This is a genomic window from Streptomyces sp. NPDC085460 (assembly GCF_044541975.1).
Taxonomy (GTDB): domain Bacteria; phylum Actinomycetota; class Actinomycetes; order Streptomycetales; family Streptomycetaceae; genus Streptomyces.
The window spans coordinates 1-22,086 of the sequence record NZ_JBITTO010000013.1 but is presented as its reverse complement, the minus strand read 5'-3'; the positions used below and the strand labels follow the sequence as shown (position 1 = coordinate 22,086).

Annotated in this window: 25 protein-coding genes and 3 pseudogenes; 21 read left to right on the top strand and 7 right to left on the bottom strand. The window is 69.8% G+C overall.

Translation table 11 applies throughout. The features are described 5' to 3' along the window. Positions 1-31: 31 nt before the first annotated feature. From ACIGHB_RS28830 to ACIGHB_RS28820, 3 genes and pseudogenes are all read left to right on the top strand, one after another. Positions 32-451 (top strand): annotated as a pseudogene (locus ACIGHB_RS28830) (transposase). 447 nt (positions 452-898) lie between these two features. Further along, positions 899-1,390, top strand: a complete 492-nt coding sequence (locus ACIGHB_RS28825; protein ID WP_360309950.1) for a GNAT family N-acetyltransferase — start codon at positions 899-901, stop codon at positions 1,388-1,390. A gap of 973 nt (positions 1,391-2,363) precedes the next feature. Next, positions 2,364-2,618 (top strand): hypothetical protein, encoded by a 255-nt coding sequence (locus tag ACIGHB_RS28820; protein WP_399916965.1) that lies wholly within the window; start codon positions 2,364-2,366, stop codon positions 2,616-2,618. Positions 2,619-2,725: 107 nt separating this feature from the next. Here ACIGHB_RS28820 and ACIGHB_RS28815 read toward each other — a convergent pair whose 3' ends face one another. Both ACIGHB_RS28815 and ACIGHB_RS28810 read right to left on the bottom strand, forming a co-directional pair. After that, positions 2,726-3,181: a DUF6228 family protein gene (locus ACIGHB_RS28815; protein ID WP_399916963.1), complete on the bottom strand. Its 456-nt coding sequence runs from the start codon at positions 3,179-3,181 to the stop codon at positions 2,726-2,728. 33 nt (positions 3,182-3,214) lie between these two features. Next, entirely contained in the window at positions 3,215-3,679 is a 465-nt protein-coding gene (locus ACIGHB_RS28810) for a DUF2199 domain-containing protein (protein ID WP_399917206.1), read from the bottom strand. A 124-nt stretch (positions 3,680-3,803) separates the two neighbouring features. Between ACIGHB_RS28810 and ACIGHB_RS28805 the strand changes: the two genes are divergently transcribed. From ACIGHB_RS28805 to ACIGHB_RS28755, 11 genes are all read left to right on the top strand, one after another. Further along, the gene (locus ACIGHB_RS28805) at positions 3,804-4,247 is read left to right on the top strand and encodes a hypothetical protein (RefSeq protein ID WP_399916961.1); all 444 of its coding nucleotides are present in this window, start codon (positions 3,804-3,806) and stop codon (positions 4,245-4,247) included. A gap of 114 nt (positions 4,248-4,361) precedes the next feature. Continuing rightward, positions 4,362-4,745: a glycine cleavage system protein GcvH gene (gene gcvH / locus ACIGHB_RS28800; protein ID WP_399916959.1), complete on the top strand. Its 384-nt coding sequence runs from the start codon at positions 4,362-4,364 to the stop codon at positions 4,743-4,745. A 218-nt stretch (positions 4,746-4,963) separates the two neighbouring features. Beyond that, positions 4,964-5,269 (top strand): hypothetical protein, encoded by a 306-nt coding sequence (locus ACIGHB_RS28795; RefSeq protein WP_399916957.1) that lies wholly within the window; start codon positions 4,964-4,966, stop codon positions 5,267-5,269. Between the two features lie 87 nt (positions 5,270-5,356). Next, positions 5,357-5,932 carry a TetR/AcrR family transcriptional regulator gene (locus ACIGHB_RS28790; RefSeq protein WP_399916955.1) on the top strand — a complete coding sequence of 192 codons (576 nt, stop codon included), beginning with the start codon at positions 5,357-5,359 and terminating at the stop codon, positions 5,930-5,932. 14 nt (positions 5,933-5,946) lie between these two features. Next, complete coding sequence (locus tag ACIGHB_RS28785; protein WP_399916953.1) at positions 5,947-6,366, top strand: cupin domain-containing protein; 420 nt, start codon at positions 5,947-5,949, stop codon at positions 6,364-6,366. A 25-nt stretch (positions 6,367-6,391) separates the two neighbouring features. Then, positions 6,392-7,006 carry a DUF4865 family protein gene (locus tag ACIGHB_RS28780; protein ID WP_399916951.1) on the top strand — a complete coding sequence of 205 codons (615 nt, stop codon included), beginning with the start codon at positions 6,392-6,394 and terminating at the stop codon, positions 7,004-7,006. A 307-nt stretch (positions 7,007-7,313) separates the two neighbouring features. Then, a complete protein-coding gene (locus ACIGHB_RS28775; RefSeq protein WP_399916949.1) occupies positions 7,314-7,715 on the top strand; it encodes a hypothetical protein in 402 nt (133 codons plus the stop codon). Positions 7,716-7,830: 115 nt separating this feature from the next. Next, positions 7,831-8,448: an SMI1/KNR4 family protein gene (locus ACIGHB_RS28770; protein WP_399916947.1), complete on the top strand. Its 618-nt coding sequence runs from the start codon at positions 7,831-7,833 to the stop codon at positions 8,446-8,448. A gap of 151 nt (positions 8,449-8,599) precedes the next feature. Continuing rightward, positions 8,600-9,259 carry a hypothetical protein gene (locus tag ACIGHB_RS28765; RefSeq protein ID WP_399916945.1) on the top strand — a complete coding sequence of 220 codons (660 nt, stop codon included), beginning with the start codon at positions 8,600-8,602 and terminating at the stop codon, positions 9,257-9,259. Positions 9,260-9,406: 147 nt separating this feature from the next. Then, on the top strand, positions 9,407-9,538 hold the full coding sequence (locus ACIGHB_RS28760; RefSeq protein WP_399916943.1) for a hypothetical protein: 132 nt from the start codon (positions 9,407-9,409) through the stop codon (positions 9,536-9,538). A 15-nt stretch (positions 9,539-9,553) separates the two neighbouring features. After that, a complete protein-coding gene (locus ACIGHB_RS28755) occupies positions 9,554-9,862 on the top strand; it encodes a hypothetical protein (RefSeq protein WP_399916941.1) in 309 nt (102 codons plus the stop codon). Between the two features lie 6 nt (positions 9,863-9,868). Here ACIGHB_RS28755 and ACIGHB_RS28750 read toward each other — a convergent pair. The 3 genes and pseudogenes from ACIGHB_RS28750 to ACIGHB_RS28740 all read right to left on the bottom strand — a co-directional run bounded on the left by ACIGHB_RS28750 (position 9,869) and on the right by ACIGHB_RS28740 (position 14,208). Next, a pseudogene (locus ACIGHB_RS28750) lies at positions 9,869-11,099 on the bottom strand (IS110 family transposase). A gap of 604 nt (positions 11,100-11,703) precedes the next feature. After that, on the bottom strand, positions 11,704-13,164 hold the full coding sequence (locus tag ACIGHB_RS28745; RefSeq protein ID WP_399916939.1) for a hypothetical protein: 1,461 nt from the start codon (positions 13,162-13,164) through the stop codon (positions 11,704-11,706). A 228-nt stretch (positions 13,165-13,392) separates the two neighbouring features. Further along, a complete protein-coding gene (locus ACIGHB_RS28740) occupies positions 13,393-14,208 on the bottom strand; it encodes an SDR family oxidoreductase (protein WP_399916938.1) in 816 nt (271 codons plus the stop codon). Between the two features lie 171 nt (positions 14,209-14,379). Here ACIGHB_RS28740 and ACIGHB_RS28735 point away from each other — a divergent pair, with 171 nt between their 5' ends. The 3 genes from ACIGHB_RS28735 to ACIGHB_RS28725 all read left to right on the top strand — a co-directional run bounded on the left by ACIGHB_RS28735 (position 14,380) and on the right by ACIGHB_RS28725 (position 16,325). Then, positions 14,380-15,120, top strand: a complete 741-nt coding sequence (locus tag ACIGHB_RS28735) for a class I SAM-dependent methyltransferase (RefSeq protein ID WP_399916936.1) — start codon at positions 14,380-14,382, stop codon at positions 15,118-15,120. A 129-nt stretch (positions 15,121-15,249) separates the two neighbouring features. Further along, positions 15,250-15,582 (top strand): metalloregulator ArsR/SmtB family transcription factor, encoded by a 333-nt coding sequence (locus tag ACIGHB_RS28730; protein ID WP_360309980.1) that lies wholly within the window; start codon positions 15,250-15,252, stop codon positions 15,580-15,582. Continuing rightward, positions 15,579-16,325, top strand: coding sequence for a DUF2071 domain-containing protein (locus ACIGHB_RS28725; protein ID WP_399916933.1), 747 nt, complete (start codon positions 15,579-15,581; stop codon positions 16,323-16,325). The genes ACIGHB_RS28730 and ACIGHB_RS28725 overlap by 4 nt, the downstream gene beginning before the upstream one ends. Before the next feature lie 150 nt (positions 16,326-16,475). On the opposite strand, the gene ACIGHB_RS28720 is transcribed toward ACIGHB_RS28725, so the two are convergent. Further along, positions 16,476-17,000 (bottom strand): hypothetical protein, encoded by a 525-nt coding sequence (locus ACIGHB_RS28720; RefSeq protein WP_399916931.1) that lies wholly within the window; start codon positions 16,998-17,000, stop codon positions 16,476-16,478. Between the two features lie 295 nt (positions 17,001-17,295). Between ACIGHB_RS28720 and ACIGHB_RS28715 the strand changes: the two genes are divergently transcribed. Together ACIGHB_RS28715 and ACIGHB_RS28710 are read left to right on the top strand one after the other, a co-directional pair. After that, a complete protein-coding gene (locus ACIGHB_RS28715; protein ID WP_399916929.1) occupies positions 17,296-18,282 on the top strand; it encodes a DUF6083 domain-containing protein in 987 nt (328 codons plus the stop codon). Positions 18,283-18,370: 88 nt separating this feature from the next. Then, positions 18,371-19,129 carry a hypothetical protein gene (locus tag ACIGHB_RS28710; RefSeq protein ID WP_399916927.1) on the top strand — a complete coding sequence of 253 codons (759 nt, stop codon included), beginning with the start codon at positions 18,371-18,373 and terminating at the stop codon, positions 19,127-19,129. A 109-nt stretch (positions 19,130-19,238) separates the two neighbouring features. Here ACIGHB_RS28710 and ACIGHB_RS28705 read toward each other — a convergent pair whose 3' ends face one another. Continuing rightward, positions 19,239-20,156, bottom strand: coding sequence for a hypothetical protein (locus ACIGHB_RS28705; protein ID WP_399916925.1), 918 nt, complete (start codon positions 20,154-20,156; stop codon positions 19,239-19,241). 98 nt (positions 20,157-20,254) lie between these two features. On the opposite strand from ACIGHB_RS28705, the gene ACIGHB_RS28700 reads away from it, so the two are divergent. Both ACIGHB_RS28700 and ACIGHB_RS28695 read left to right on the top strand, forming a co-directional pair. Next, positions 20,255-21,433, top strand: coding sequence for a CapA family protein (locus tag ACIGHB_RS28700; protein WP_399916923.1), 1,179 nt, complete (start codon positions 20,255-20,257; stop codon positions 21,431-21,433). Between the two features lie 227 nt (positions 21,434-21,660). Beyond that, positions 21,661-22,086: pseudogene (locus tag ACIGHB_RS28695) on the top strand (hypothetical protein); the annotation flags it as partial.

Genomic DNA, 22,086 nt, shown 5'->3' with positions numbered 1-22,086 from the left:
AGCCGCTAGTCACCCATGGAACGATCTTTATGTGGCTGGTGTGATCACGGCATCGGAGCCGTCTTGGATAGCCCCGTTCACCGGGCTGAGCCCGTGGCAGTTCGGGAAGCTGGTGACGGTGCTGCGGCGCGAGGGGGGGCGCGGTCCGCAGGGGCTGGCCGTGGAGTCTTCCGCTGGAGGACCGGGCCCTGCTGGTTGCGACCTACTGGCGCACGAACCTCACCATACCGGACTCGTCATCCCGCCCCGTCGGCAGCGCGGCCAGGCCGAACTCCCCGCCTGGAAAGAGGAACACAACAAGTCCCACAAGCAGGTCCGCGCCCGCGTCGAGTACGTCTTCGCCCGGATGAAAACCTGGAAGATCCTCCGTGACTGCCGCCTCAAAGGCGACGGCATCCACCACGCCATGCTCGGCATCGCCCGGATGCACAACCTCGTCCTCGCCGGATAGACCAGCTGGCCGCACCGCAGCCGACCATACCTGAGACGGCCCGGAGATCATTTACGGGACAGCCCTTAGGAAGGACGCCGACCTGTGGCGTTTGAGCGGCTCCGCTCGACGGGTGGCGCGGGCTCGGATCCAGAAGCGAGTGCCCTGCGCTGCGGTCGCGCGGGACGGCCGACACCCGTGAACTGGGCCTCGCGCGGAGGCCGGCGCCCTCACCGAACCCCGGGCCGCCTCGCGCCCTGAAGGCCCCCCACTGGCCTGGTGGCAGCCCCATGAGCACGTCTGTTCCCCGCGCCCGTCGCCGTTTCGTTCGCGGCTGGTCTCCCGGCAGCGGGACGGGACGTCCTCGGAGCACGTATCACCGCCGTGTCGGAAAGGTGCCGAGCTGAGTGGTCGCGGCCGTCGGTCTGGAAAGGTGTCCGTGATGTCGAACCCGAGGAGGGGTGCCTCATGTTGATCAAGCCCTACGAAAAGGAGCTGAGGAGCCAGGTGGTCGCGCTGTCGCTGCGCGCCTGGCGGCCCGTCTTCGCGGAGATGCGGGACGCTGTTCCGGGCTTCGTCTACGACAACTTCTATCCGGCCGGCTGGGAGAAACGGCAGACCGACGACATCCTCGCCGTCCTGGACGGCGAGGCGGGCACCGTCGACGTCGCTGTCGACGACCGCGAACTGCTGGGATGGGTCTGCACACGGCTGCACGAGGAGGACCGCATGGGCGAGGTGTACGTGCTCGCGGTCGACCCCGCTCATCAGCGGCGTGGTGTGGCGTCGGCGCTGATGGCGCACGCGGCCGAGCGCGCGCGGCGAGCAGGCATGGCGATGATGATGGTGGAGACCGGCGGCGACCCGGGCCATGCTGCCGCACGGACCACCTACGAGGCGGCAGGCTATGAACGATGGCCGGTGGCCCGCTATTTCAAGGACCTCTCCCCGGGAGTCTGAACGCCGGCAGGTGGCCGCCGCTCGCGTCAGCAGTCGAGCAGGACGTCGTGTACGGAGACGGACTGGTCTCCGAGCTCGATGGCGCCCTTGACAGAGTGGACCCGCCGCCCGCCGCCCGCCGCCCGCCGCCCGCCGCCGCGCAACGCGGCACGCGCTGGGACCCCGCTCTGGGGGACATGTACGCCATCGCCGACCAGTGCTTGCTCCGTACCCCACGGGCTGCCCACTCATCGGCATCTCCTGGGAGATCGGTCGTGTCACCACCGTACGCGGGACGCGCGGTCGCGGGGGTACGAACCGTACCGGGAGTGACGGTCGGCAGTCCGAGGGCGTGATCTGATGGTGCGGAAGGGTGGTCAGCGGAGGCAGGGCGTTCAGGAGTTCGGCGCCTGGTTGACGGTCCACGACCGCTTCCGGCCGTGGAGGGACGCAGGGGCGTAAGGCATGCCGGAGGGTGCGTTCGCAGAAAGGGGCACAGCGGGGCGAGGACGGCAGCGGCACTGCTCGGACGGTCCAGCGGCGGGGAGTCCGGACCACGGCGTACTCGGGGCTACCCCAGTCGTTGATGCGGGGGACGTTCACGTCTCCGCGGCCCGCGGTGCGACCGAAGCATTTCCTGCTCGCACGCGATGCTCCCGGCTCCTTGTTCCGCTACTCCGGCACAGGCGTGGCCACCGCCCCCTTCAGCTCGCGGACCCTGGCGGGCGAAGGTTGGTCGGGCTACACCGCGATCACCGCGCTCTCCCCGCTCAAGAGCGATCTCCCCTACCGTGAGGTGAAACCGTATACGGCCGCGTCGACGGCGCCGGTGAGGTCTACCGGGACGGGTACGTGGACCTCCTCGCCCGCGAAACCGCTCCAAGACGCGGGTGAGGGTCGGCGCGGGCTGGGGCGCGTACGACCGGCTCGCCGGCGGCACCGACCTGACGGGCGACGAAGCCGGGCCGACCTCCTCGCCCGCGACCGGTCCGGCGTGCTGTGGCTGTACAAGGGCAGCGGCAGTAGCACCGCTCCGTACGCCGCGCGGACTCGCGTCGGCGCGGGCTGGGATGGTTACGACCAGCTTGTGGTCGCCGGCGACCTCACCGACGACGGCCGCGCGGACGCGGTCGCCCGTGACCGGGCCGGCGTCCTGTGGCTGTACGAGGGCATGGGCAAGGCGACCGCCCTTTGCACCGGGCGGACCCGGATCGGCGCGGGCTGGGGCGGATTCCACCGTCTCTTCTGACCGACGTTGTGTTCCCTGACATTCCTCGTCGAGCGTTCGGGGACCGAGGGCTCTCGGCTCATCCGGATCCGACGAGAGAGTGTGAAGGTGACGCGAATGCCGGATTGTCAGGGCTGCTCCTTGGTGAGGAACTCCCGGACGTCGGCCGCCACCGCAGCCATCTGCTCGCCGGCCTCCAGCCAGGTGGTCACGGAGGCGCCCCAGCCGCCGGCGGCCTGCGGCCACGGCCGCAGGGCCCAGGTCAGCCCCACATGGCCGCCGGACCGGTAGACGGCCGACACCGCAAGGTCTCGGTCCTTGGTCTGCCAGCTCCGCTCGCCGTCCGATCCCCGGAAGTCGGCGGCGAGTTGTTCCAGGAACGCGGTGAGATCGCTGTCCCAGATCCAGGCGACAACCTCGTTGGCCCGAGCGGTCAGGCCGGGGGCCCGTAGCTCGACGGCATAGTGCACGGAGTCCGCGTCGAAGCTGAACCGGTCGCAGAACGTCACGCCGACGGAGGCGTTGTCCTGGCAGCGGATGCTCACGCCGGCCTTGTCGTCGGTGTTGCTGTGCGGGGAGGTCATGGACGGAACGCTAGGTCAGCTCCGTGCGCGACGTCATCCGGATTCGTCGCCGATGGGGTGAAGGACGGCCTCCGCGATTTCGCGTACCCGGTCACGGGTGATGCCGGTGCGCTGTTCGACGGCGAGGGGATGGTCGGTGGGCTCCAGCTCGACGAAGGGACGTCGGCCGACGGGCCGGGTGTGGACCTGGGTCTTCAGATTGAGGGTGGAGGGCGCGTAGAGCGCGAGCTCGGTGGTCAGCCAGCCGAAGTACGGCTTCTCGGCTTCGCGCCCCGCCGTGTCCCACATGTCGGCCGCGCGAGCGAAGTTGTCCCGACTCAGGGAGACCCAGACGCCCCAGGAGAACACCTCATCCGTACCGATGACCGGTATCTCGAGCAGCCCCCTGACGAAGTAGTGCTGCCCATTGATGACGCATTGGTCGGACGACAGCAGACAGTCGGGAGCATCGGCGAAACCCGGGTCCCAGACGTAAGGGGCGGGGGCCGAGTAAGCCATCGGCAGCTCCGTATGACGCTCGCCGCAGCAGGAGCACGTGAATCCGAGATCGTGGGCCATGGGAACAAGCCTAGTGATCGGCTCCGACAACGGGACTGTCGGCTCAGGCGGCTACGTTGTGCGGGTGAGCTGGAACGTTTTCGTCATGAGGTGCCCGCCTGAGGTCGATGCGATCGACCAGATGGCCGCCGACTGGGAGCCGCCGAGCCTGGGCACGGGCAGGGACGTCCGTGCCGTACTCGCCGAGGTGCTGCCGGGCATCGAGTACTCCACCAGCGGTTGGGCCGACTGGGAGAGCGCCGGGTTCTCCCTCAGCACGCTCGTCGACGAGGTAGACGACGCGCCGGTCGCGGGTGTCAGTTTGATCGTGCATGGCCACGATGCAACAGCAGCTCAGGCCGTACTCGCGATCGCGGACGCGCTGAACGCGCGAGCACTGGACATCGGGTCGGGAGACTTCCTCACCAAGGATTCCGCTCGATTCTCGTTCGCGTCCTGGCGCGCTTACCGAGACCGGATCCTCGATCTCGGCCGCCCCTCCTTCCCTTCCCGGGACTCGTTCGGATGAAGGTGGGGCCTTCGTGGCGGCATGGCGCCGAGGCATCCGCGGATCATGGCGATGGACTGCAGTCTCACGTGGTCACCGACCCGTGCAGGGAAGCCACCGCAGAGAGGGAAAGACATGTCGCAGATTCCGGCAGAGCTTCGATTCGCCGAGTCTCACGAATGGTCCCGCCTGGAGGCCGACGGCACCGTGACCGTCGGGATCAGCGATCACGCCCAGAAGGCCCTGGGCGACGTGGTGTTCGTGGAGCTCGCCGAAGTCGGCAAGGTGTTCGACGCCGGCGAGGCCGCAGGCGTGGTGGAGTCGGTCAAGGCCGCCTCCGACATCTACTCCCCGGTGAGCGGGGAAGTGATCGCGGTCAACGAGGAGCTCTCGGACAGCCCCGAACTGCTCAACGAAGAGCCCTACGAGTCGTGGATCTTCAAGCTGAAGCCCTCGGACAAGAAGCAACTGAGCCAGCTTCTGGACGCCGCCGGCTACAAGGCAGCGATCGGCGAGTGACCTCGTCTTCGGGGGTGGTCGCCTCGACTACCCCCGAAAGGCAACGAGTGAGAGTGGCGGCTTGACGCGCGCACACATCGGCGCCGACGACGCGCAGGGCTGATTGGTTCGTGGTGACAGATGCCGAATGGGCTCGACTTCGCAGAGACCTGCTCTTCGGGTAGGTCTTCGAGGGCACAGTGGTGAGGGTTCCCAGGCCCGGTGCGATCGGGAACTTCGTGGACATCGGCCTGAGTGTCGGAGGATTCGTCGACGTCGTCATGCTGCCGGCCGCGAGCGAGGACTGGCCGGCGGAAGGCACGGTGGCCGATTTCGAGATCTGGTGGGCTGACAGCCACCGGCAGATCCGGCTGAAGCCGTCCGATTCCCGGTATCTGCGGAACGACTTCGCGGCATTCGTCGAACGCCGGCGTCCCGGTTGGCCGTCCGACATCGGCCAACCCGTGCGCGACCCAGAGCCTGTGACCCTCGAAGAGCCGCGGAACGCCTCGCGCTCCGACGGGACGTCCGCCTCCGGTCCCTGAAGCCGGAGAGGCGGCAACCGTGCTGCGGGGGAGGGGGAGGGGCGTCCATCCGTGGCCTCTGTACATACATGTATGTACACTCGTGGCATGAACACCGAGGACCGGCTCATCGAGAGCACCCGCGAACTGCTGTGGGAGCGCGGCTACATCGGGACCAGCCCCACAGCGATCCAGCGGCGGGCCAAGGCCGGGCAAGGCAGCATGTACCACCACTTCACGGGCAAGCCGGACCTGGCGCTGGCCGCGATCCGGCGTACCGCAGAGGAGATGCGGGCCAGGGCCGAGGAGCAGTTCTCCGTGCCCGGGACGGCTGTGGAGCGTGTCACCGCCTTTCTGCGCCGGGAGCGTGACGTCCTGAAGGGCTGCCCCATCGGACGTCTCACCCAGGACCCGGATGTGATGGCCGATCCGGTACTGCGGGCTCCGGTCGACGAGACCCTGGCCTGGGTACGCGAGCGCCTCGCCTCGATCCTGGCCGAGGGGCGTGAGCAGGGCGAGCTGGATGCCGCGATGGACCCGCGGGCGACCGCGGCGACCGTCTTCGCGGTCCTGCAGGGCGGTTACGTCCTGGCCCGCGCCGCCGACTCCGTGGAGCCGTTCGAGCAGGCGATCACGGGGGTGCTGGGCCTCCTGACCGCATCCACCCCCGTCCCCCGCGAGTAGAGAGAGCCTCCCGCATGCGCGTCTCCCGCCTTCCGCAGCCCACCGCCGCCGCGCCGTCCGAATGGGTCGAGGGCGCGGCATGGGTCGACGAGATCGCCACCCCCGAGGGGCAGTCGCGTTTCCGGGTCGACAGCGTCCACTTCGCACCCGGCGCCCGCACCGCCTGGCACAGCCACCCCTTCGGCCAGGTCCTGTACGTCACCCAGGGGGCCGGGCTCGTCCAGTCCCGAGGCGGAGAAGTGCACAGCATCCGCGCCGGCGACAGCGTGCGTATCGCCCCGGGCGAGTGGCACTGGCACGGAGCGTCCCCCACCACCTTCATGACACATCTGGCCATCCAGGAGGTCGCGGACGACGGTACCGAAGCCGAACGCGGCGCCCCTGTCACCGAGTCCGAATACACCGCCGACACCGCCGCCCCGCCGCTCCGCTGACGTTCACCAGGAAAGGCATCCCGTCGTGTACGCCAAGCAGTACGAGATCACCCTGCCCGCCGGATACGACATGGGCATCATCCGCAGGCGCGTGGCCGACGGCGGTCACGCTCTTGACGACCTCGCGGGACTGGGCCTGAAGGCGTACCTCATCCGCGAACGCGGTGTCGCAGGCTCGCCGGTCAACCAGTACGCCCCCTTCTACCTGTGGAACGACACCGGCGCCATGGCCCGCTTCCTCGTCGGCGGCGGTGGATTCCAGAACATCATCCGGGACTTCGGCCGCCCGGCGGTCCGGCACTGGACCGGTGTCGCCTGCCACGCCGGCCCCGCGCGGACCGCACCTCCCCAGGCGGCCTCGCGCTGCCTCACCCCCCTGCCCGGGGACGCGGACCCGGAGGGCACCGGGCTGGGCCTGTCGGCGCTGATCGAGGCGGAGGCGGAGCAGCTGCGACAGCTCGCCCGCCACGACGCCGTGCACACCGCCGCGCTGGCCGTCGACCCCCACCACTGGACGCTGCTGCGGATCGTGCTGTGGGCCGACACCTCCACGCCGGACGAGGGCGCGACCGAACACTACGAGGTCCTGCACCTGTCCGCGCCCGGTCTGAAGGACCTGCCGGAGGGGCGAGACGGGTAACGCCGACCGGCCCTGCGGCTACGGCACACGACGTCGGGACGGCGGCGCGAGCGGACCGACGAAGGGCGGCCACCACCGCTGACGGTTCCAGCGGCTCCTGACAGCCGTCACCACACAGGGACGCGGCTCGGCATCGTGCGGATCGGATCCGGAGCCGTGGCCTCCCGGGCCTGATCGGCAGTGGCCGGCGAGGCATTCTGGTGCGATGGATGAAACTGAGGCGACGTGGCAGTCGTGGTTGTCCGGGCTCGCACCGTCGAAGCGAGCCGCACCGGAAGGGCTCCGAACGCAGTTCGAGGCTCTCGGCGTGACTGATCCGCAGGATCGGGTGAGGTCGGAGATCGATGAGAACCAGCCGCAGCTGGCGCGCTTCTTGCTACTCCGCTCCCTCTGGCGTGGTGCGATCGACGGATGGGCCGACCCGGAAGCCCTGGAGCAAGTGGCGGCGGCCCGGCGCTTGCTGGATGCGGGTGCGGACAGGCGTGACCTCGAACTCCTGGCTCGGGCGGTCGCCTACGAAGCGGTCTTCGTCACGGTCGACGAGCTGGATTGCGGTACCGATGTGAACGTGTCCGGCGTCGACGTCGGTTGGGCGGTGGTGGAGTCCGGCGAGGACGGGACCCCCACCGGCCGCCGCCTCTCCGGCCTGCACGAGGACCTGCTGACGATGGATCCGAGTGGCCGCGACGGTGCGGACCTCTGGCGGTAAGCCAAAGTGGCTGTGGTTGAGTGGCTGCGTCTGCGTCTGCGTCTGCGTCTGCGGCCATCGGTGTCGAGGACTCCCGGGAGGATGGTTTCTTCAGGGCGGCTCTCCCGGATCTTGCATGATGGCGGGTATGAACACGGAAACCTGCGACGCGGTAGAGCTGGCCGTCCTCCGCGAGATCGTCGCGTCCCGCCCCGACGCGGCCCCGCCCGCCGGCTGGGAGGCCGTGCGGTGCTTCGAGGCGGAGCACGGCATCGTCCTGCCGGAGCCGTACCGCACGTTCGTGGCGGAGGTCTGCGACGGTCTGCTCGTCGGCCCGCCGTACTACGGCCTCCTGCCCCTCGCGGACATCCCCGACGACTGGGACACGGACGGCTCCGAGCGCCGTCTCGCCGAGCCCTTCCCGCTCACGACCGCCTGGGACGCGGAGGGCGACGGGGAGGCGTTGACGGAGGAGGAGACCGAGGCTCTGTGGGAAGCCCTGCACGGCCACGGCTCCGTGCTGCTCGGCACCGACGGCTGCGCCATGAACTGGCACCTGATCGTCACCGGCCCGCAGCGCGGTCACGTCTGGCTGACCGACGAGAACGGCGCCGTCCCCTTCGGCACCCCGCCTGGTTCCCTGATGCCGGGTGCCCCCGGTTTCACCGGATGGGTGACCCACTGGGCCCAGGGACGCCCTTGGTTCGCCGACACCCCGGGGACTGATCCGGAAGAAGCCGCCGAGTTGCATTGACGCGCAGCGTTGCCCAAGCGAGCGGTCGTGGTCTTGGTCTTGGCTTTGGTCCGAAGAGGCGGGCTGGGGTCTACGTGCCGTCCACGAGTCGATCCAGGACCTTGTCGACTCAGTGCTGACCAGAGCGGATCGCCGTGGCATGCTCGCCCGCGTGACTCATGACGCTGATGGTGGATGGTCCTTCGCGACCGCACGGGAGACAGCCGTCTTCGGCGCCGCCGAGCGGAACGGCGTTCCCGGCATCGAGCACGCGATGGCCGGGAGCAGGACACTCTGCGGCATTCCGGGGCATCAGGTCACGAGCTATCGGCATCTCTTCGCACCAGTGAAACGGCGGGCATGCCCGGACTGCCGCCGGCAAGCCGAAGCGGCTCCGACGAAGCCGTGCGCCCAAGAGCGGCTGCACGACAGGCTCCAGGACGCCGACCCGGGACAGACCCGCGACGACCTCCTCGCCGCCCTGCGGAAAGGAGCGAACGTGGGCCTGTGGCTGCACGGCCCCGCCTCTCAGCTGGCCAGACACTACGCGGACCTCGACTCGCTGACCGAGGGAGCCGAGGCCGCGGTCGAGGCGTTGAACATCACCACGAGCATCGGCCTGGCCTGTATCGAGGACGGCGCCTGGCGCTTCATCGCCGTCCTGCCTGACGACAGCCGCCCACTCCTCGCACGTGGGCCTCGCAAGCCCAATGAAACTGATTCCCGGTCGCCTGGAGGGCCGGTCTTCGCGAGCGTGGGTCAGTCGAGCCAGTGGCGACATCGGATGCGTGGTCGCCCGCAGGCCCCAAGACCAGAGCAGCAGCCGCGTTGACTTGGGTGGTGCGCAGGTGGATGAGTACGAGCTAGGCGGGGCCGACGCTCCGGGCAGCTTTCCATTCTGCGGTGGAGGCACCTCAGGCGCGTAACTCGTCAAGCCGGGGCGGGCGTTGTTCGAGTGCGCGTCGGTAGCATCATGGACATGCCCGCTGTGTGGATCGGTTTCAACGCGTATGACCGGCATAGGTACTGGTGGCGGAACGGCCTCGTGATGCTGGCGCTCACCGGTGTGATCACGGCGATGAGCTTGATCGATGAACCGGGCAAGTGGTAGTGGGTCGGCGGCGTCGTGATCTTCTCCGTGATCGCGTGCTTCATCGCGATCAACTCGATCTATGGCCGGGTCCTCCTGACCGCGACGGGGTTGGAGTTCCGCACCTTCGTCAGCAGACGAGTCGTTCCTTGGGGCGAGGTCGCTGGCATAGAGAGGCGACGGCGCATGTCCCGGAGTGAGATCTGGTGGGACCTTCGGATCGTCAGGGTGCGTGGGCGTTCGCTCGCCGTTCCGGGGACCATCACCAACCGACGGTGGGATGCCGAGCTTGATCGGAAGCAGGTGGCCATCCAGGAGTACTGGTCCCGCGTGGCCGGTGGCTGACGGGGCTCATGCCGCGAGAGCCTCGGCCGCTGCGGGGAAGGCGACGGCCTCGTCGAAGAGCTGGCCGTGCTGGAGGCAGTGGTAGAGCTGTCCGATCATGCGGTTGAAGTGGTTGCGCTGGGCTGAGGCGTGCCAATCTCCGTGGTCACGGCCGCGCCTGTAGTGGGCCTTGGCGCCGAGCGATGCGGTGATCGATGAGAAAGCCCAGAGGTAGCCGACGGCGTTGAGCCGGTCGTTCTTCACCCATCGTCTGGTGATGGACGACTTCTTGCCGGAAGCCCGGGTAATGGGCGAGGAGCCGGCGTATGCCTTGAGGCCGCGAGCGTCGACGAACCGGCCGCGGTCGTCTCCGATCTCGGCGAGCACCCGAGCGCCGAGCTGTGTGCCGAGGCCGGGGAAGCTGAGGATGATCTCGGCGTCCGGGTGCTGAGGGAAAGCTTCCTCTACCGCCTCGGCGAGCTGGTCAGAGGCCGTGCAGGCAGCCTCCAGCTGGATGAGGAGGGCAAGCATCTGCCTGCCGAGCGCGTCCTCGACCAGCGAAGGCTGATGGGCCCAGTCGGCCCGGAAGAGCGCGCGGAGCCGTTCGGCCTCGCCCTCGATCCTGCGCTGTGCGGCCAGCCCGTTTGAGCGCGGCCTGGAGCTGGACGCGGGTCAGCCGAGCAGCGCGGGTCGGGGTGGGGGCAGCCTTGAGGATCTCGTGAGCCTCGCGCCGGCACAGGCCGTTGCGCCAGGGCTCGAAGGCCGCCAAGGCGGAGGGGTAGTACTCGCGCAGCAGAGATCGGAGCTGGTTGGAGATCTGCTGCCGGTTCCAGGTGGCGTCCTGCTGGGCGCGGGCCAGGACGGCGATGGCGCGGGCGAGGTCGGAGTCGTTGGGCAGGGGCCGGTGGGCGTGCATGTCGGTGCGGAGGATGTTGGCCAGGACCAGGGCGTCGCCGGGGTCGGACTTCTTGCGGGAGACGGAGTGTCGATCGCGATAGCGGGCTGCGGCCATCGGGTTGATCGCGAAGACCTGCCGGCTGCCGGTCCGGAGCACGGCGACGAGCAGGCCGCGCGAGGTCTCGATGGCCACAGGGATCGGGTTCTCGGCGGTATCGCCGTACTCGGCGAGCAGGTCGAGGAGGATCTTGTAGCCGGTAGCGTCGTCGGTGATGTGGCGCTTGGCGAGGAGTTGGCCGGTGTCGTCGACGAGGGCGACGTCGTGTGTCTTCTCCGCCCAGTCGATGCCGCAGTAGATCAAGGGTCCCTCCCGGTACTGCTGTGTATTTGTGCTGGTGACGAGCTCGTGCGGAACCACGCAGCGACCTAATCCCAGGACTCGGCATGAGGGCCGGTCCGCCACCTCAGTAGCTGTTCGTGGCACCAGCTCACCCCACGGGCCTCGGTCTATGCGGGAGCTCGAACGGCTCGGGCGTATCGAGAGGTCGCCGTGCGGCGGGCTCGCACCACCAACACCAACGAACGATCTTCAGGTGAGTGTTGACGCTTGCTGGTACTGGACGGCGCCGAGCTCCAGCGAGGCTTCCTAGCCGGGGGTCAGTAGAGCATCCGCCCAGCGCCAGCAAGCGCCGACACCGCCGAGCGGGGGCCGAGACCGCTGAAACTCGTACAGTCTCCGTGGAGGCACCGCGTGCCCGGCCTACGGGAGGCGTCGCCTCGGCACCCACCCGACCGCCACCACAGCGAGCACCGGGCCGCCCACCGATCTACGGGAAGGCATCACCGGCCCGGATGGAGTCAGATGTCACAGCCCCGGCGCTGTCGAACGGCCCGGCCCCCTTCACAATCGGCCAAGCCGTCCTAACATACGGATTAGGCGTCAGTCCCCGTACGCTCGGGACTCGTCATGACCGCGCAGAAGGTGGAACCTCCGTCGTAGACGCCGGCGTGCCGTGTGCCTCGGACAGCGTGGGTTCCTCGGGCTCAGCGGGCCTCTTGGGCTGTGGCGATTCCCCGAAGGCCGTGGACGCCGTGGAGGCCGTGGACTCAGTGGCTTCCGTGGACTCCGTGGACTCCGTGGGCTCATCGGCCTCTGCCGGTTCGTCATCGTCGGGCGGCAGGACCTGAAGCATCTGGCCGGAAGGCAGCACGACGTAGTTGATCTCGGTGTCGCCGGCGGGCCCGGGAGGGGTGACACGGGCGCGGAGGCGTTCCTGCCGCGCCTCCACCGACTTGCCGGAGTCGTACCAGCGGCCCTTGAGCTCGACCAGGGCGAGGCGTTCGGTCAGGTCGGTCACGACCGCGTCGGCGTCCTCCAGTTGATGGGCTCTCGCCTCCAGGAACCTCCGCAGCGCGGCGTAGGGGTTCGTGGGATCCACGAGCGCGACCGCCGCCGCTTCGGCGATCAGCGCCTTGCGCCGGAGCGCGATCGCCGCCCGTGCCAGGTCGAGGTCCCGGTAGAAGTGGTCCACCTCCTTCGTCGCGCCGCCCAGCGCCTCCTCCAGCCTGCGGTAGTCGGCCTTGCCGTCGTCGTCCGTGACGTCGTCGATGACGGTGCGGTGCTTCTCCAGGAACTGCTGGGACCGATAGAACTCGTCGTCCGCACTCTTCAGGGCGAAGTCGAGACCCGGCCGGTGGCCGTCGAGCATCAGACTGATCGCGCGGGTCAGTTGGGCATCGGCGGATCTCTGAGCCGTGATCCGCTCGACGTAGTGACGCTCCTCCTGGCGTCCCAGGGCGGCCTCGACCCGGCGCTGGTGCGCCCGCTGTTCGCGCTGCGCCACCATGTCCATCGCCAGGACGGTCCCGGCGACGGCCAGCACCGGCCACCCCGCCATGATGGCTCCACCGGCGGCGACGGGCTTGAGCACGGCGTGCGCCGTGTTGCCGCCGGTGCGGGAGAAACCTCTGAAGCCGGACGTTCCGACGGCCTTGACGAGCTCCGCACCCTCGGGGAGCACCACCCGGAACAGCGTCGGGCTCTTCGGGTTCAGGGCCTCCAGGATCCCGGACAGCGCCTGCTGGGCCGCCGCGTTCACGGGAACCGTCCGGAGCGTCGCGAGCTCCGTGTCGCCGACCGGGTGGTACGCGACGGCCACCGGCGTCGCGGCCGCTTCGAGCGCGTCCCAGATCGCGGCCGACGTCGACCCGGCGGAGCGGAGTACGTCCTCGGGGACGAGCAGCCCCTCCGGAGGGAATTCCGGCCGGACGTCGGCCTCCGGTACGTCGACCGAGCCGGCGGGGCTCTCCGGGGCACGGACCGCGCTGCGCGGAAGTCGCCTGAGCAGCCACAGGACGACGGTCACGGCGACAAGGACAACCACGGCGACAACGACTGAGGCGACCAGCGCCACGGGTATGGACATCAAACCGAGTCACGTCTTCCGGCTGGCTGGCTGGCTGGCTGGCTGGCTGGTTGCGGTGCGATCAGCGATCAGTGATCGGCGATCGCACCGCAGCCGAGCATAGCGAGGGCCGCTGCCTCGATCTCACCGATCCGCTACTTGTTCCCCGGACGGGAGTCGCCGCGGCCGGTGTGACGCGAGGGGGAGAGGCGGCGAACGTCGTGGCGGCGGGGGAGTAGAGGCAGACTCTCAGCGGAAGGCGGCCGCGTTCTCCTCGGCCCACTGCGCGAAGGTGCGTGCCGGGCGCCCGGTCACCTTCTCGATGACGCCGTTGGGGGTGTTGTACTCGACCGGCGGATCGGCGAAGACGTCCAGCTGGAAGTCGATCATGTGCTCCGGTACACCCTGTGCCTGCATGGCCGCGCGCGCCTGGTCCGGTGTCAGTTCCACGAACTCCACCTTCTGGCTGACCGCGGAGCCCAGCGCGGCGATCTTCTCCCGCAGTGAGATCCGTTCCGGGCCGGTCAGCAGGTACTCCGCGCCCGCGTGCCCGTCCTCGAGCAGCGCGGTCGCCGCCACCGCGCCGATGTCACCCTCGTGGACCATCGCGGTGCGCGAGTCCCCGTACGGCCGCTCGACTCGGCCGTGGCGTACCTCGTCCGCCCATTCCAGGGCGTTGGCCATGATCTCTGTGGGCGACACCGTGGTCCACGCGAGACCCGATGCTCGCACGGCCGGTTCCAGGGTCGACTCCGACCAGCCGGCCAGCATGGTCACGCGGCGCACCCCCGCCGCTTCGAGCGTCGCCACGAGCTCGCTGCCGTTGTCCAGCGGGGCGTAGTCGTCGCCCCCGAAGTTGATCAGGTGTACGGCGGTCACGCCGTGCAGCGCCGGCGCCAGCGACGCCGCATCGGTGAGGTCGCCGCCCACGACCTCGACCCCCGGAGCGAACGTCGCAGCCCCGGGCCGCCGGGTCAGCGCCCGCACCGGCGCGCCGGCCTCCCGCAGCGCTGCCACGACCTGCCGCCCGACCGTACCGGTCGCACCCGCCACCAGAAACGTCATGCCATCACTCCCGCCTCGTGCGTTGCCGGTCTCTCCGGCCACACGCACACGATGACACCCAATGAGGACAGATTCTGTCCGCATTCGGCTGGCAGCGGTGGAGTGATCCGGGGGCCGGCCCGTGCTCGCAGGGTGTTGACCGACGTCGGCGGGGAGTGCTGGAGTCGGCACGTGGACAGCATCCCCGCCAACCGGCGGTTGTGGAACGAGATCAGTAGCGCCTACCAGCAGGAGCACGACCCGCAGATCGGCGCCGCACCCCGGCTGTGGGGCATGTACTCCATCCCTGACGCGCACCTGCACGCCTTGGGCGACGTCGTCGGCAAGCGCGTTCTCGAACTCGGCTGCGGCGCCGGCCAATGGTCCAGGGCGCTCGCCGCCGAGGGCGCCATGGTGGTCGGGCTCGACCTGTCCGAGGCCCAACTCGCCGCAGCGGAACGTGCGATGGGTGACGCTCGCTACGCGCTGGTGCAAGGCGCCGCCGAACAGCTTCCCTTCGCGGCCGGAAGCTTCGACCTGGTGTTCTGCGACTTCGGTGGGCTCAGCTGGGCACCTCCTCGCCTGGCCGTCCCGCAAGCCGCACGCGTCCTGGGCCGAGGCGGGCGTCTGGTGTTCAACGTCGCCAGCCCATGGTTCGAGGCTTGTTACGACGAAGCGGCCGGCCGAGTGACCACGACGCTGCGACAGGACTACTTCGGGCTGAGCGCCATCGCCGAAGCCGACGGCGCGACCAGCTATCAGCTCACCTACGGCGACTGGGTCAGGGTCCTGCGCGGCGCGGGTCTCGTCATCGACGACCTCATCGAGCCGCGGCCCGAACCCGGAACACTCAACGGTTACAACGCGACCGACCCACCCGACTGGGCGCACCGCTGGCCGGCCGAACTGCTCTGGGTGACCCACAAGCCGTGAGTTCCGCCGCGACGGGGCGCGCATGTGTGCCCTCGCCGCTGTTGATCGGGCTGCTCCCGCTGTGACGGAGGCGGCGCGGTCGGCCCCCTCCTCTTGTTAGGTATTTAGCTCATATGCTAAACACCTCACATGACAGAAGCGCAGGACGAGGCGGGGGTCTTCCGCGCGCTCGCCGATCCGACGAGGCGCCAGATCCTTGAGGACCTCAGAGGTGGGGAGCTCGCGGCAGGGGAGATCGCGAGCCGGTTCGCGATCAGCGCGCCGTCCATCTCACGCCACCTCGGCGTGCTCAAAGGGGCGGGGCTGGTCACCGAGCGCCGGGACGGCAACCGGATCCTCTACACACTGGCCGAGGACCGCCTGGCCACCTGCGTCGGCCGGTTTCTCAGCGCCGTGTGCCCCGAGCAGATCGTCCTGCGTCACACCAAATGGCGCCCGGGGGCGCAGAGCGAGGGATCATGAGGCAACTGCGCCTGTCCAGCGTCATCGAACGACGGCTGCTGGTGAACTACCGGGTCGCCCCGGACGCCGCGGCGCGCCTGCTTCCCCGGCCGCTGCGCCCGCAACTGGTGCACGGCCACGCGGTCGCGGGCATCTGCCTCCTGCGGCTGGGCAGCGTCCGGCCGGTCTGGGCCCCCAAGGCGCTCGGGCTGCGGAGCGAGAACGCGGCGCATCGGATCGCCGTCGAATGGGACGGACCGGACGGCGTCGAGACCGGCGTCTACATACCGCGTCGCGACACCGCCTCGCGGCTCAACGTCTGGGCCGGAGGCCGCGTCTTCCCCGGCGAACACGGCCGCGCCGGTTTCGAGGTGCGCGAGACACCTGACCAGGTGCGCGTTGCCTTCGCGACGTGGGACGCCGACACCCGGGTGGACGTCACCGTCGAGCCGGCCGACGAACTGCGGGGCAGTGAGCTCTTCGCCGATCTCGCCGAGGCATCCCGCTTCTTCCAGAACGGCGCGAGGGGCTACTCGGCTACGGGATCCGGCCGCCACCTGGACGGCATGGAACTGCACACCGACGCCTGGCACGTGGAAGCCGGCCGGGTTCGCTCCGTTGCGTCATCCTTCTTCGACGACCCGGACCGATTCCCGCCGGGCAGCGCCACCCTGGACTGTGCTCTGATCATGCGCGACGTTCCCGCCGACTGGCGCCCGCTCCCGGCCATGACCGCCGACCGAGGCGCGCAACTCCCCAGGTAAGGCGTTCCTTCACAGGCAAGGCGGCCGCAGGCGGGACCTTCGTGGTGCCACGCAGTGGCATCTGCCACCCTCGGGCCGCGACCACACCACCACCACCGCGCAACCGGCAGAGGGTGCCCGACGCGCAGGTGCGAAGAGGCCGCCGGCTGGTCACCACACGTCGACGGACCAGACGTCGCCCCCCTGATGTCCGTCGGGATCCGGATCGCCCGAGCCGTACGGGTCAGGGTCGGCGACGACGTGGATGCGGGCGGGGGACGCGGATACGCGGTAGCAGTCCATGTCGCCCGACGCGCTGTGCTCGTCGAGTTCGATCGTGTGGCCCAAGGCCAGGATGGCGGCCCGCAGGTCCTTGAAGGGGACTCTGGGGGCGAACGCCCCGTACTTCCGCGCGAGCGGGGACGGCACGGTGCTCGGGGACCGGTCGTACAGCAGGCGTTGGACCTTCACGCCGAAGCCGAAGCACGACATCGACATCTGCCCTTGCCGTCCGGGCCGGTCCGTCGAGAAGTTGATTTCCACGAGCCCGTAGTCCCGCCGCAGCAGGCCGCCACCGGGAACATCGAGGTATGTCGCCCCCAGCGCGGCTTCCCAGGCTTCCGGGTCGGATCCGAGGCCGACTCCCAGGACCTCACCGCGAACGGCGACGTGGGCGTAGAAGTCCACAGCGGACACCCGCCAACTCCTTCAACGATCCGCACAGGGCGGCACCATCTGCTGATCTCCGCGCCGGACAGGCGGACCAACTGCCTGTGGTCGGTGATCGTACAGAGGCGCCCGGCGCACGGTCCCGTCGGGGCTGTGGGGGCTGTGGGGACTGTGGGGACTGTCGCGACGACTGTGGGACTACCGGCCTTCCACTTCCGGTGCCGGCAGGAGTACCGGACTCGTCTCCCGGATGAACGCCCTGGAATATCCTTCAGGTTCGCGGGCGCGTCCCGCGGTACCGGATCGAGGAACAGCTGTGTCGATGCATCTGCACCGTTCGAACCAGACCCGACTGCTCCGCCGTACGGCAGCGGACCGCTGCAAGTACTGCGGCACGCCGATCGAGTGGTTCGAGCGGTACGACACGCTCCGGATCCCCCTGTCACCGGAGTTCCCGGCACGTCCCGTCCCTCCGAGGATGCGGTGGCACCTGGCCAAGGGGGTCGCCTACCCGGGGCAGGATCCCTTCACCGGGTACTGCCGCATCCCGCACCCCGCGATCTGCCCGGCCGCCGAGCACCCTGATCTCCCCGAGGAGCTGCGGGACGTGGTGGCCCGTCTGGCGGTGCGGATGCGCGGCCGGATCGAACGGGGTGAGTTCGCCCCGTACGTCGAGCCCGTCATCGAGGAGCAGGTCGCCTCCCCTGACCCGGACGAGGCCCAGGAGGTGCGGCACGTCATCTCGTACTACGGCACGCTGCGGCTGGCGCCGTGCGAAGTCCATGAACTGCGGTGCATCTCGACCGATCCCCGGACGGGGGAGCGCTGCGAGAGCGGCGTCTTCGATCTCGACGAGGGGAATTGGGAGGAGGTCGACATCCCCTATGCGCCCGGCCGGCAGGGGCAGCAGGTCCTGTCCGTCACCGGAGGCCGCATGTGGGCCTGGGTCATCAACGACTTCACCTACCTGCGCCGCTGGTGGAAGCAGCAGTGCGTCGACCACTTCGGCTCCGGGGCACCGGATCACGTCACGTTCGAGCTGATCCAGTTCCATCCGCTCATGCACGACGACTACATCCTCACCGAGCGGCCCGAGGGCTATGACCCCAAGCCGACCGGGCAGGACATCGTCATCCATGACGGCCCGACCGGGGACAAGACCCTGTGCGCCGCTCCCGGATGCTGGCACTCGACGGTGGGCAGGCAGCCCGAGGGATGGCGCTGCTGGGAGTGCGAGCGGGTGGAGCGGCGCAGGGCCCGAGTTCGCCGCCGGTGGGGACAGGCGGGGCCCGGCTCCTCGCCGTGGTGACCTGTGCATGCCGATGGCTTGGGCTGGGCAGTGTCTGCACGCGACCCACCTGTGGCACGTTGCCCCCGGCTCTCGGAGTGAGGACCTGTTGACCAGCACGATCGGATCATTCGACGAGCAGTCCCGGACGTCGCGTGACCCGCGAGACCCGATCCCCACTCCCTGGGAATCCTTCTCCGCCATCGCCGAGCTGATCTACCGGCACAAGGTCGGCGTCGTCGTGGAGCACGGCACTCCCGAGGCGTCCCTGGGCACGGACCTGGCCGTCTACGCGGCCGGAGCCGGCATTCCGACCCTGCTGTACACCCCGCGCCGTCCACCCGGGGTACCGCCTCTGCTGCTGGTGGACACCCACCCCGCACCCACGACCTCCCGCATCGACGAACGCCTCCAGGCGCCGCATCGCGGGCGGGAGTTCGAGTTCCTCGTCGTCGAGTCCTACGAACGCATGAGCCCCGACGCGTATCCGTCCGTGGACCGGTACGACCCGATCGACGACCTGGACTACGAGCCCCCCACGCCGGCGGAGGAGCTGCTGCGATCCGTCCAGCTGCTCAGAACCAGCATCCCCTCCCTCTTCACCACCGCGCTCCCCACCACACCCGACACCTCCCGCTCCCTCCTGCAGACGTTCCCGGCCGACCACCCGGCGTCCGTCCTGACCGACGCCTGCAAACCGGTCCTCACCCTCCACCGCACCGACCTCCGCACCGTCCAGGCACGCGTCGAACTCGGCTCCCACCCGGGACCGCAGCTCGTCACCCTCTCCTGGCCGGTGATCCGGAGAACGGCCGCGGCGATCCTGCCGACCCAGCACACGGACGAGCGGGACGCCCACCAGGCGTAGGCGGCCCGTCCTTCGCGGCGCGACCGGTTCGCGCCGCGACCAGTTCGTGGTGCGGCCGCCCGGCCGCCCGTGCGGCCGTGCGGCCGGACGCGTGCGGCCGGGGCGTCCGCTACCGCTCCACGCTCTGCCGTGGGTTCGACCAGTGGGCGAGGACTCCGGTGAGTGCCGCCTGTGCCGGGGCCGCCTTGGAGCCTCCGTCTCGGGCCGTCGGCGCGAGTTCGACGTGCAGGAAGGTGCTTCCGTGGCGTTCGGCTGCCCTTCCCTGGACGTTCGTCGTGCCTTCCAGGGGGCAGCGGGCGGACCAGCCGCGGCACACACGCAGGTCGCGGCCGTCCATGAGGTCGGCGAGTCGTGCGGCGGCCTCGGATGCCGTGCGCGCGGCGCCGCTGGAGACGATGGCGTCGTAGGGGCGACTCGCACCCTTTGCGAAGCCGTGCAGTTGAATGCCTGGAATGTCGCGCTTCTGGAGTTCCAGGATGATGGCGTGGAACGCGCTGTCGGTGCGGTGCGCGACGTCCGCGGCGTCACCCCTGCCCGAGGTGCGATGCGCCCCGGCCACGACGAGCGCGCCGTGGGGCGCGCCCTCCAGGAGGCGGGCGCCGAGGGTCTCGGTGTCCCGGTCGGCGACCGGGTGCGGCACTTGTACGCTCCAGCGGACGCCCGCCTCGGCGTGGACGTAGAGGCGGCCCCATCGGGCCTCGGGTCCGTCGCCCCGCGCGGCGACCTCGTCGTAGCGCCGGCCCGAGGCGGCGTCCGTGAGCCGGGTCACGGAGAAGCCTGCGGAGGCGAGGACCTTCCGGGCCCGGTCGGAGTCGCCGTCCAGGAGGTGGTCGACGCCACGGGCCAAGCGCTCGCGTCGGGTGCCGGTCGGTGGTGTGTAGGGGGCGCGGTCCGCGGCCTGTCGGGAGTAGTCGGCGATGCGGCTGCCCAGGTCCACCAGCTCCCGACTGGCCGGATCCTGTTCTTCCGTTTCAGGGGCTGACCTGGCGCATCCGCTCAGCAGCAGCGCCACGCCGAACAGCGCCATGATGTGAACGAAACGTGATGGCCTTGTGATGGAACGACGACGGATGATCTTGAGGGGCATGTGAAGATCCTCCGGTGACATCGAGTGAACCTCTCCCCATGACGCGTGTGCCGGCGGTGATCGCCGCGTTCGCCGTCCTCGGAACGGCCTGTGCGGCAACTCCGTCCGACGTGCGCGTCAAGCAGGGCGGCCGGTCCTTCACCGTCGCCGCCGCAGGAGATGTTCTCATCCACCCCGAACTGGTGGAGCAGGCGTCCAAGGACGCGGAGGCGACCGGGAAGGGCAGTGCCGGACTGGATTTCGGCCCCCTGCTCGCCGGCGTACGGCCGGTCATCAGCAAGGCCGACCTGGCGATCTGCCACATGGAGACCCCGGTGGGCAAGCCCAAGGGGCCTTTCCAGGGGTACCCCGAGTTCCTCGTGCCGCCGCAGATCCTCACCGCCCTGAAGGACGTCGGTTACGACACCTGCTCGACCGCCTCGAACCACACCTACGACCACGGGCTCAAGGCCGTCCGGCGCACGCTGGACACCATGGACGCGGTCGGACTCGGTCACGCCGGTTCCGCGCGTACCCCCGAGGAATCCCGGAAGATCAACATCCGCGAGGTCAAGGGCGTCAAGGTCGCGCACCTGTCGTACTCGTGGGAGTCGTTCCTCAACCCGACACCCGACAAGGAACGCTGGGCCTTCAACCGGATCAGCACGGACAAGATCAAGGAAGCCGAGGCCGCCGCCCGCGCGGAGGGCGCCGAGGCGGTGATCCTCTCGGTCCACTGGGGTCTGGAGCACTACAACGAGCCGAGCGTGCCGCAGCTGGAGCTCGCCGAGCGGGTCACCGAGGAGACCGGGATCGACCTCGTGATCGGACACCACGCGCACGTGGTCCAGCCGATCCAGAAACTGAACGGCACCTGGATCGCGTACAGCCTCGGCAACCAGGTGGCCCGCCACTCCTCGCCCACCGGCCTCACCGAAGAGGGCGCGATCGGCTGGTTCGAATTCCGTGAGACGGAGGACGGCTGGGACGTGGCGGCCCGCTACCGCACGACGCTGGTCGACATCCCGCCCGACGCGGAGCCCGGCGAGAAGCTTCCCGAGGGGGCCGTGGAGGAACACCGCCTCGTCGACGTCCGCCACATGCTGGACCATCCGGACGGCGTCTCTACGGACCGGCTCGCCCGCTACCGCCTCGCCGCGGACCGGACACACGGCTTCCTCTACAACCGGGGAGCCCCGGGCGGCGACGGACTGGCCGAGCTCTCCCTGGAGAACTGAGCCGGTCCCCACGGTCCCGCACCCGACCCGCACGCGCCCCGCGTGACGCCGTCGGACGCCCCCGCCTGCCGGCTCGCCCCGCCCCCGACGACGTGGGACACCGGGCCGGTGCCGCGGTCACGGTCTGGTGTCCCAGACCCATGAGCCAGGAAAGAACAGCAGTGACACCCAAGAACGCACCGTATGCCTCCCGCGGAGGGCGGCGGCGCAGCCGCAGGCGAGCGGACATGCCGCTCCTCGGCGGCATCCGCCCGCCGATCGCCGTCCTGTGCGTGCTGCTCCTGGCACTGGCCGGGCTGACCGCGAAGATCCTCGGCCCCACCGAGGACGCCGTCGCCCCGCAGGCGGTGCTCTCCTCCCAGCGGTACTTCGCCGAGGACGGGGCCATCGCGCTGCGCGCCTCGATCGACGAGCGGGTCGCGGACCTGGAGCGCACGGCCGCCGCGCTGAACGCCGGTCGGGCCGTCAAGCCCGGACGCGTCCTGTCGGACCTGGGCCGGACCTACCAGAAGTGGACCGGCACCACCGTCGTGGACCTGGAGAGCGGGGAGGTGGGGGGCCCGCCCCGGGGGGCCCCCCCCCCCCCCGGGGGGCGCCCCCCCCCGCCCGGGGGCGCGGGGGGGCCGGCCCCCCCGCCGGGGGGGGGGGGGGGC

Excerpts from the sequence above, each read along its gene's own strand:
- ACIGHB_RS28815 (WP_399916963.1), bottom strand. The coding sequence starts at position 3,181 with ATGACCTCCCCGCACAGCAACACCGACGACAAGGCCGGCGTGAGCATC.
- ACIGHB_RS28790 (WP_399916955.1), top strand. The coding sequence starts at position 5,357 with ATGAACACCGAGGACCGGCTCATCGAGAGCACCCGCGAACTGCTGTGG.
- ACIGHB_RS28700 (WP_399916923.1), top strand. The coding sequence starts at position 20,255 with ATGACGCGTGTGCCGGCGGTGATCGCCGCGTTCGCCGTCCTCGGAACG.
- ACIGHB_RS28760 (WP_399916943.1), top strand. The coding sequence starts at position 9,407 with ATGCCCGCTGTGTGGATCGGTTTCAACGCGTATGACCGGCATAGGTAC.
- ACIGHB_RS28785 (WP_399916953.1), top strand. The coding sequence starts at position 5,947 with ATGCGCGTCTCCCGCCTTCCGCAGCCCACCGCCGCCGCGCCGTCCGAA.
- ACIGHB_RS28770 (WP_399916947.1), top strand. The coding sequence starts at position 7,831 with ATGATGGCGGGTATGAACACGGAAACCTGCGACGCGGTAGAGCTGGCC.
- ACIGHB_RS28715 (WP_399916929.1), top strand. The coding sequence starts at position 17,296 with ATGCATCTGCACCGTTCGAACCAGACCCGACTGCTCCGCCGTACGGCA.
- ACIGHB_RS28740 (WP_399916938.1), bottom strand. The coding sequence starts at position 14,208 with ATGACGTTTCTGGTGGCGGGTGCGACCGGTACGGTCGGGCGGCAGGTC.
- gcvH (WP_399916959.1), top strand. The coding sequence starts at position 4,362 with ATGTCGCAGATTCCGGCAGAGCTTCGATTCGCCGAGTCTCACGAATGG.
- ACIGHB_RS28705 (WP_399916925.1), bottom strand. The coding sequence starts at position 20,156 with ATGGCGCTGTTCGGCGTGGCGCTGCTGCTGAGCGGATGCGCCAGGTCA.
- ACIGHB_RS28825 (WP_360309950.1), top strand. The coding sequence starts at position 899 with ATGTTGATCAAGCCCTACGAAAAGGAGCTGAGGAGCCAGGTGGTCGCG.
- ACIGHB_RS28810 (WP_399917206.1), bottom strand. The coding sequence starts at position 3,679 with ATGGCTTACTCGGCCCCCGCCCCTTACGTCTGGGACCCGGGTTTCGCC.
- ACIGHB_RS28725 (WP_399916933.1), top strand. The coding sequence starts at position 15,579 with ATGAGGCAACTGCGCCTGTCCAGCGTCATCGAACGACGGCTGCTGGTG.
- ACIGHB_RS28730 (WP_360309980.1), top strand. The coding sequence starts at position 15,250 with ATGACAGAAGCGCAGGACGAGGCGGGGGTCTTCCGCGCGCTCGCCGAT.
- ACIGHB_RS28745 (WP_399916939.1), bottom strand. The coding sequence starts at position 13,164 with ATGTCCATACCCGTGGCGCTGGTCGCCTCAGTCGTTGTCGCCGTGGTT.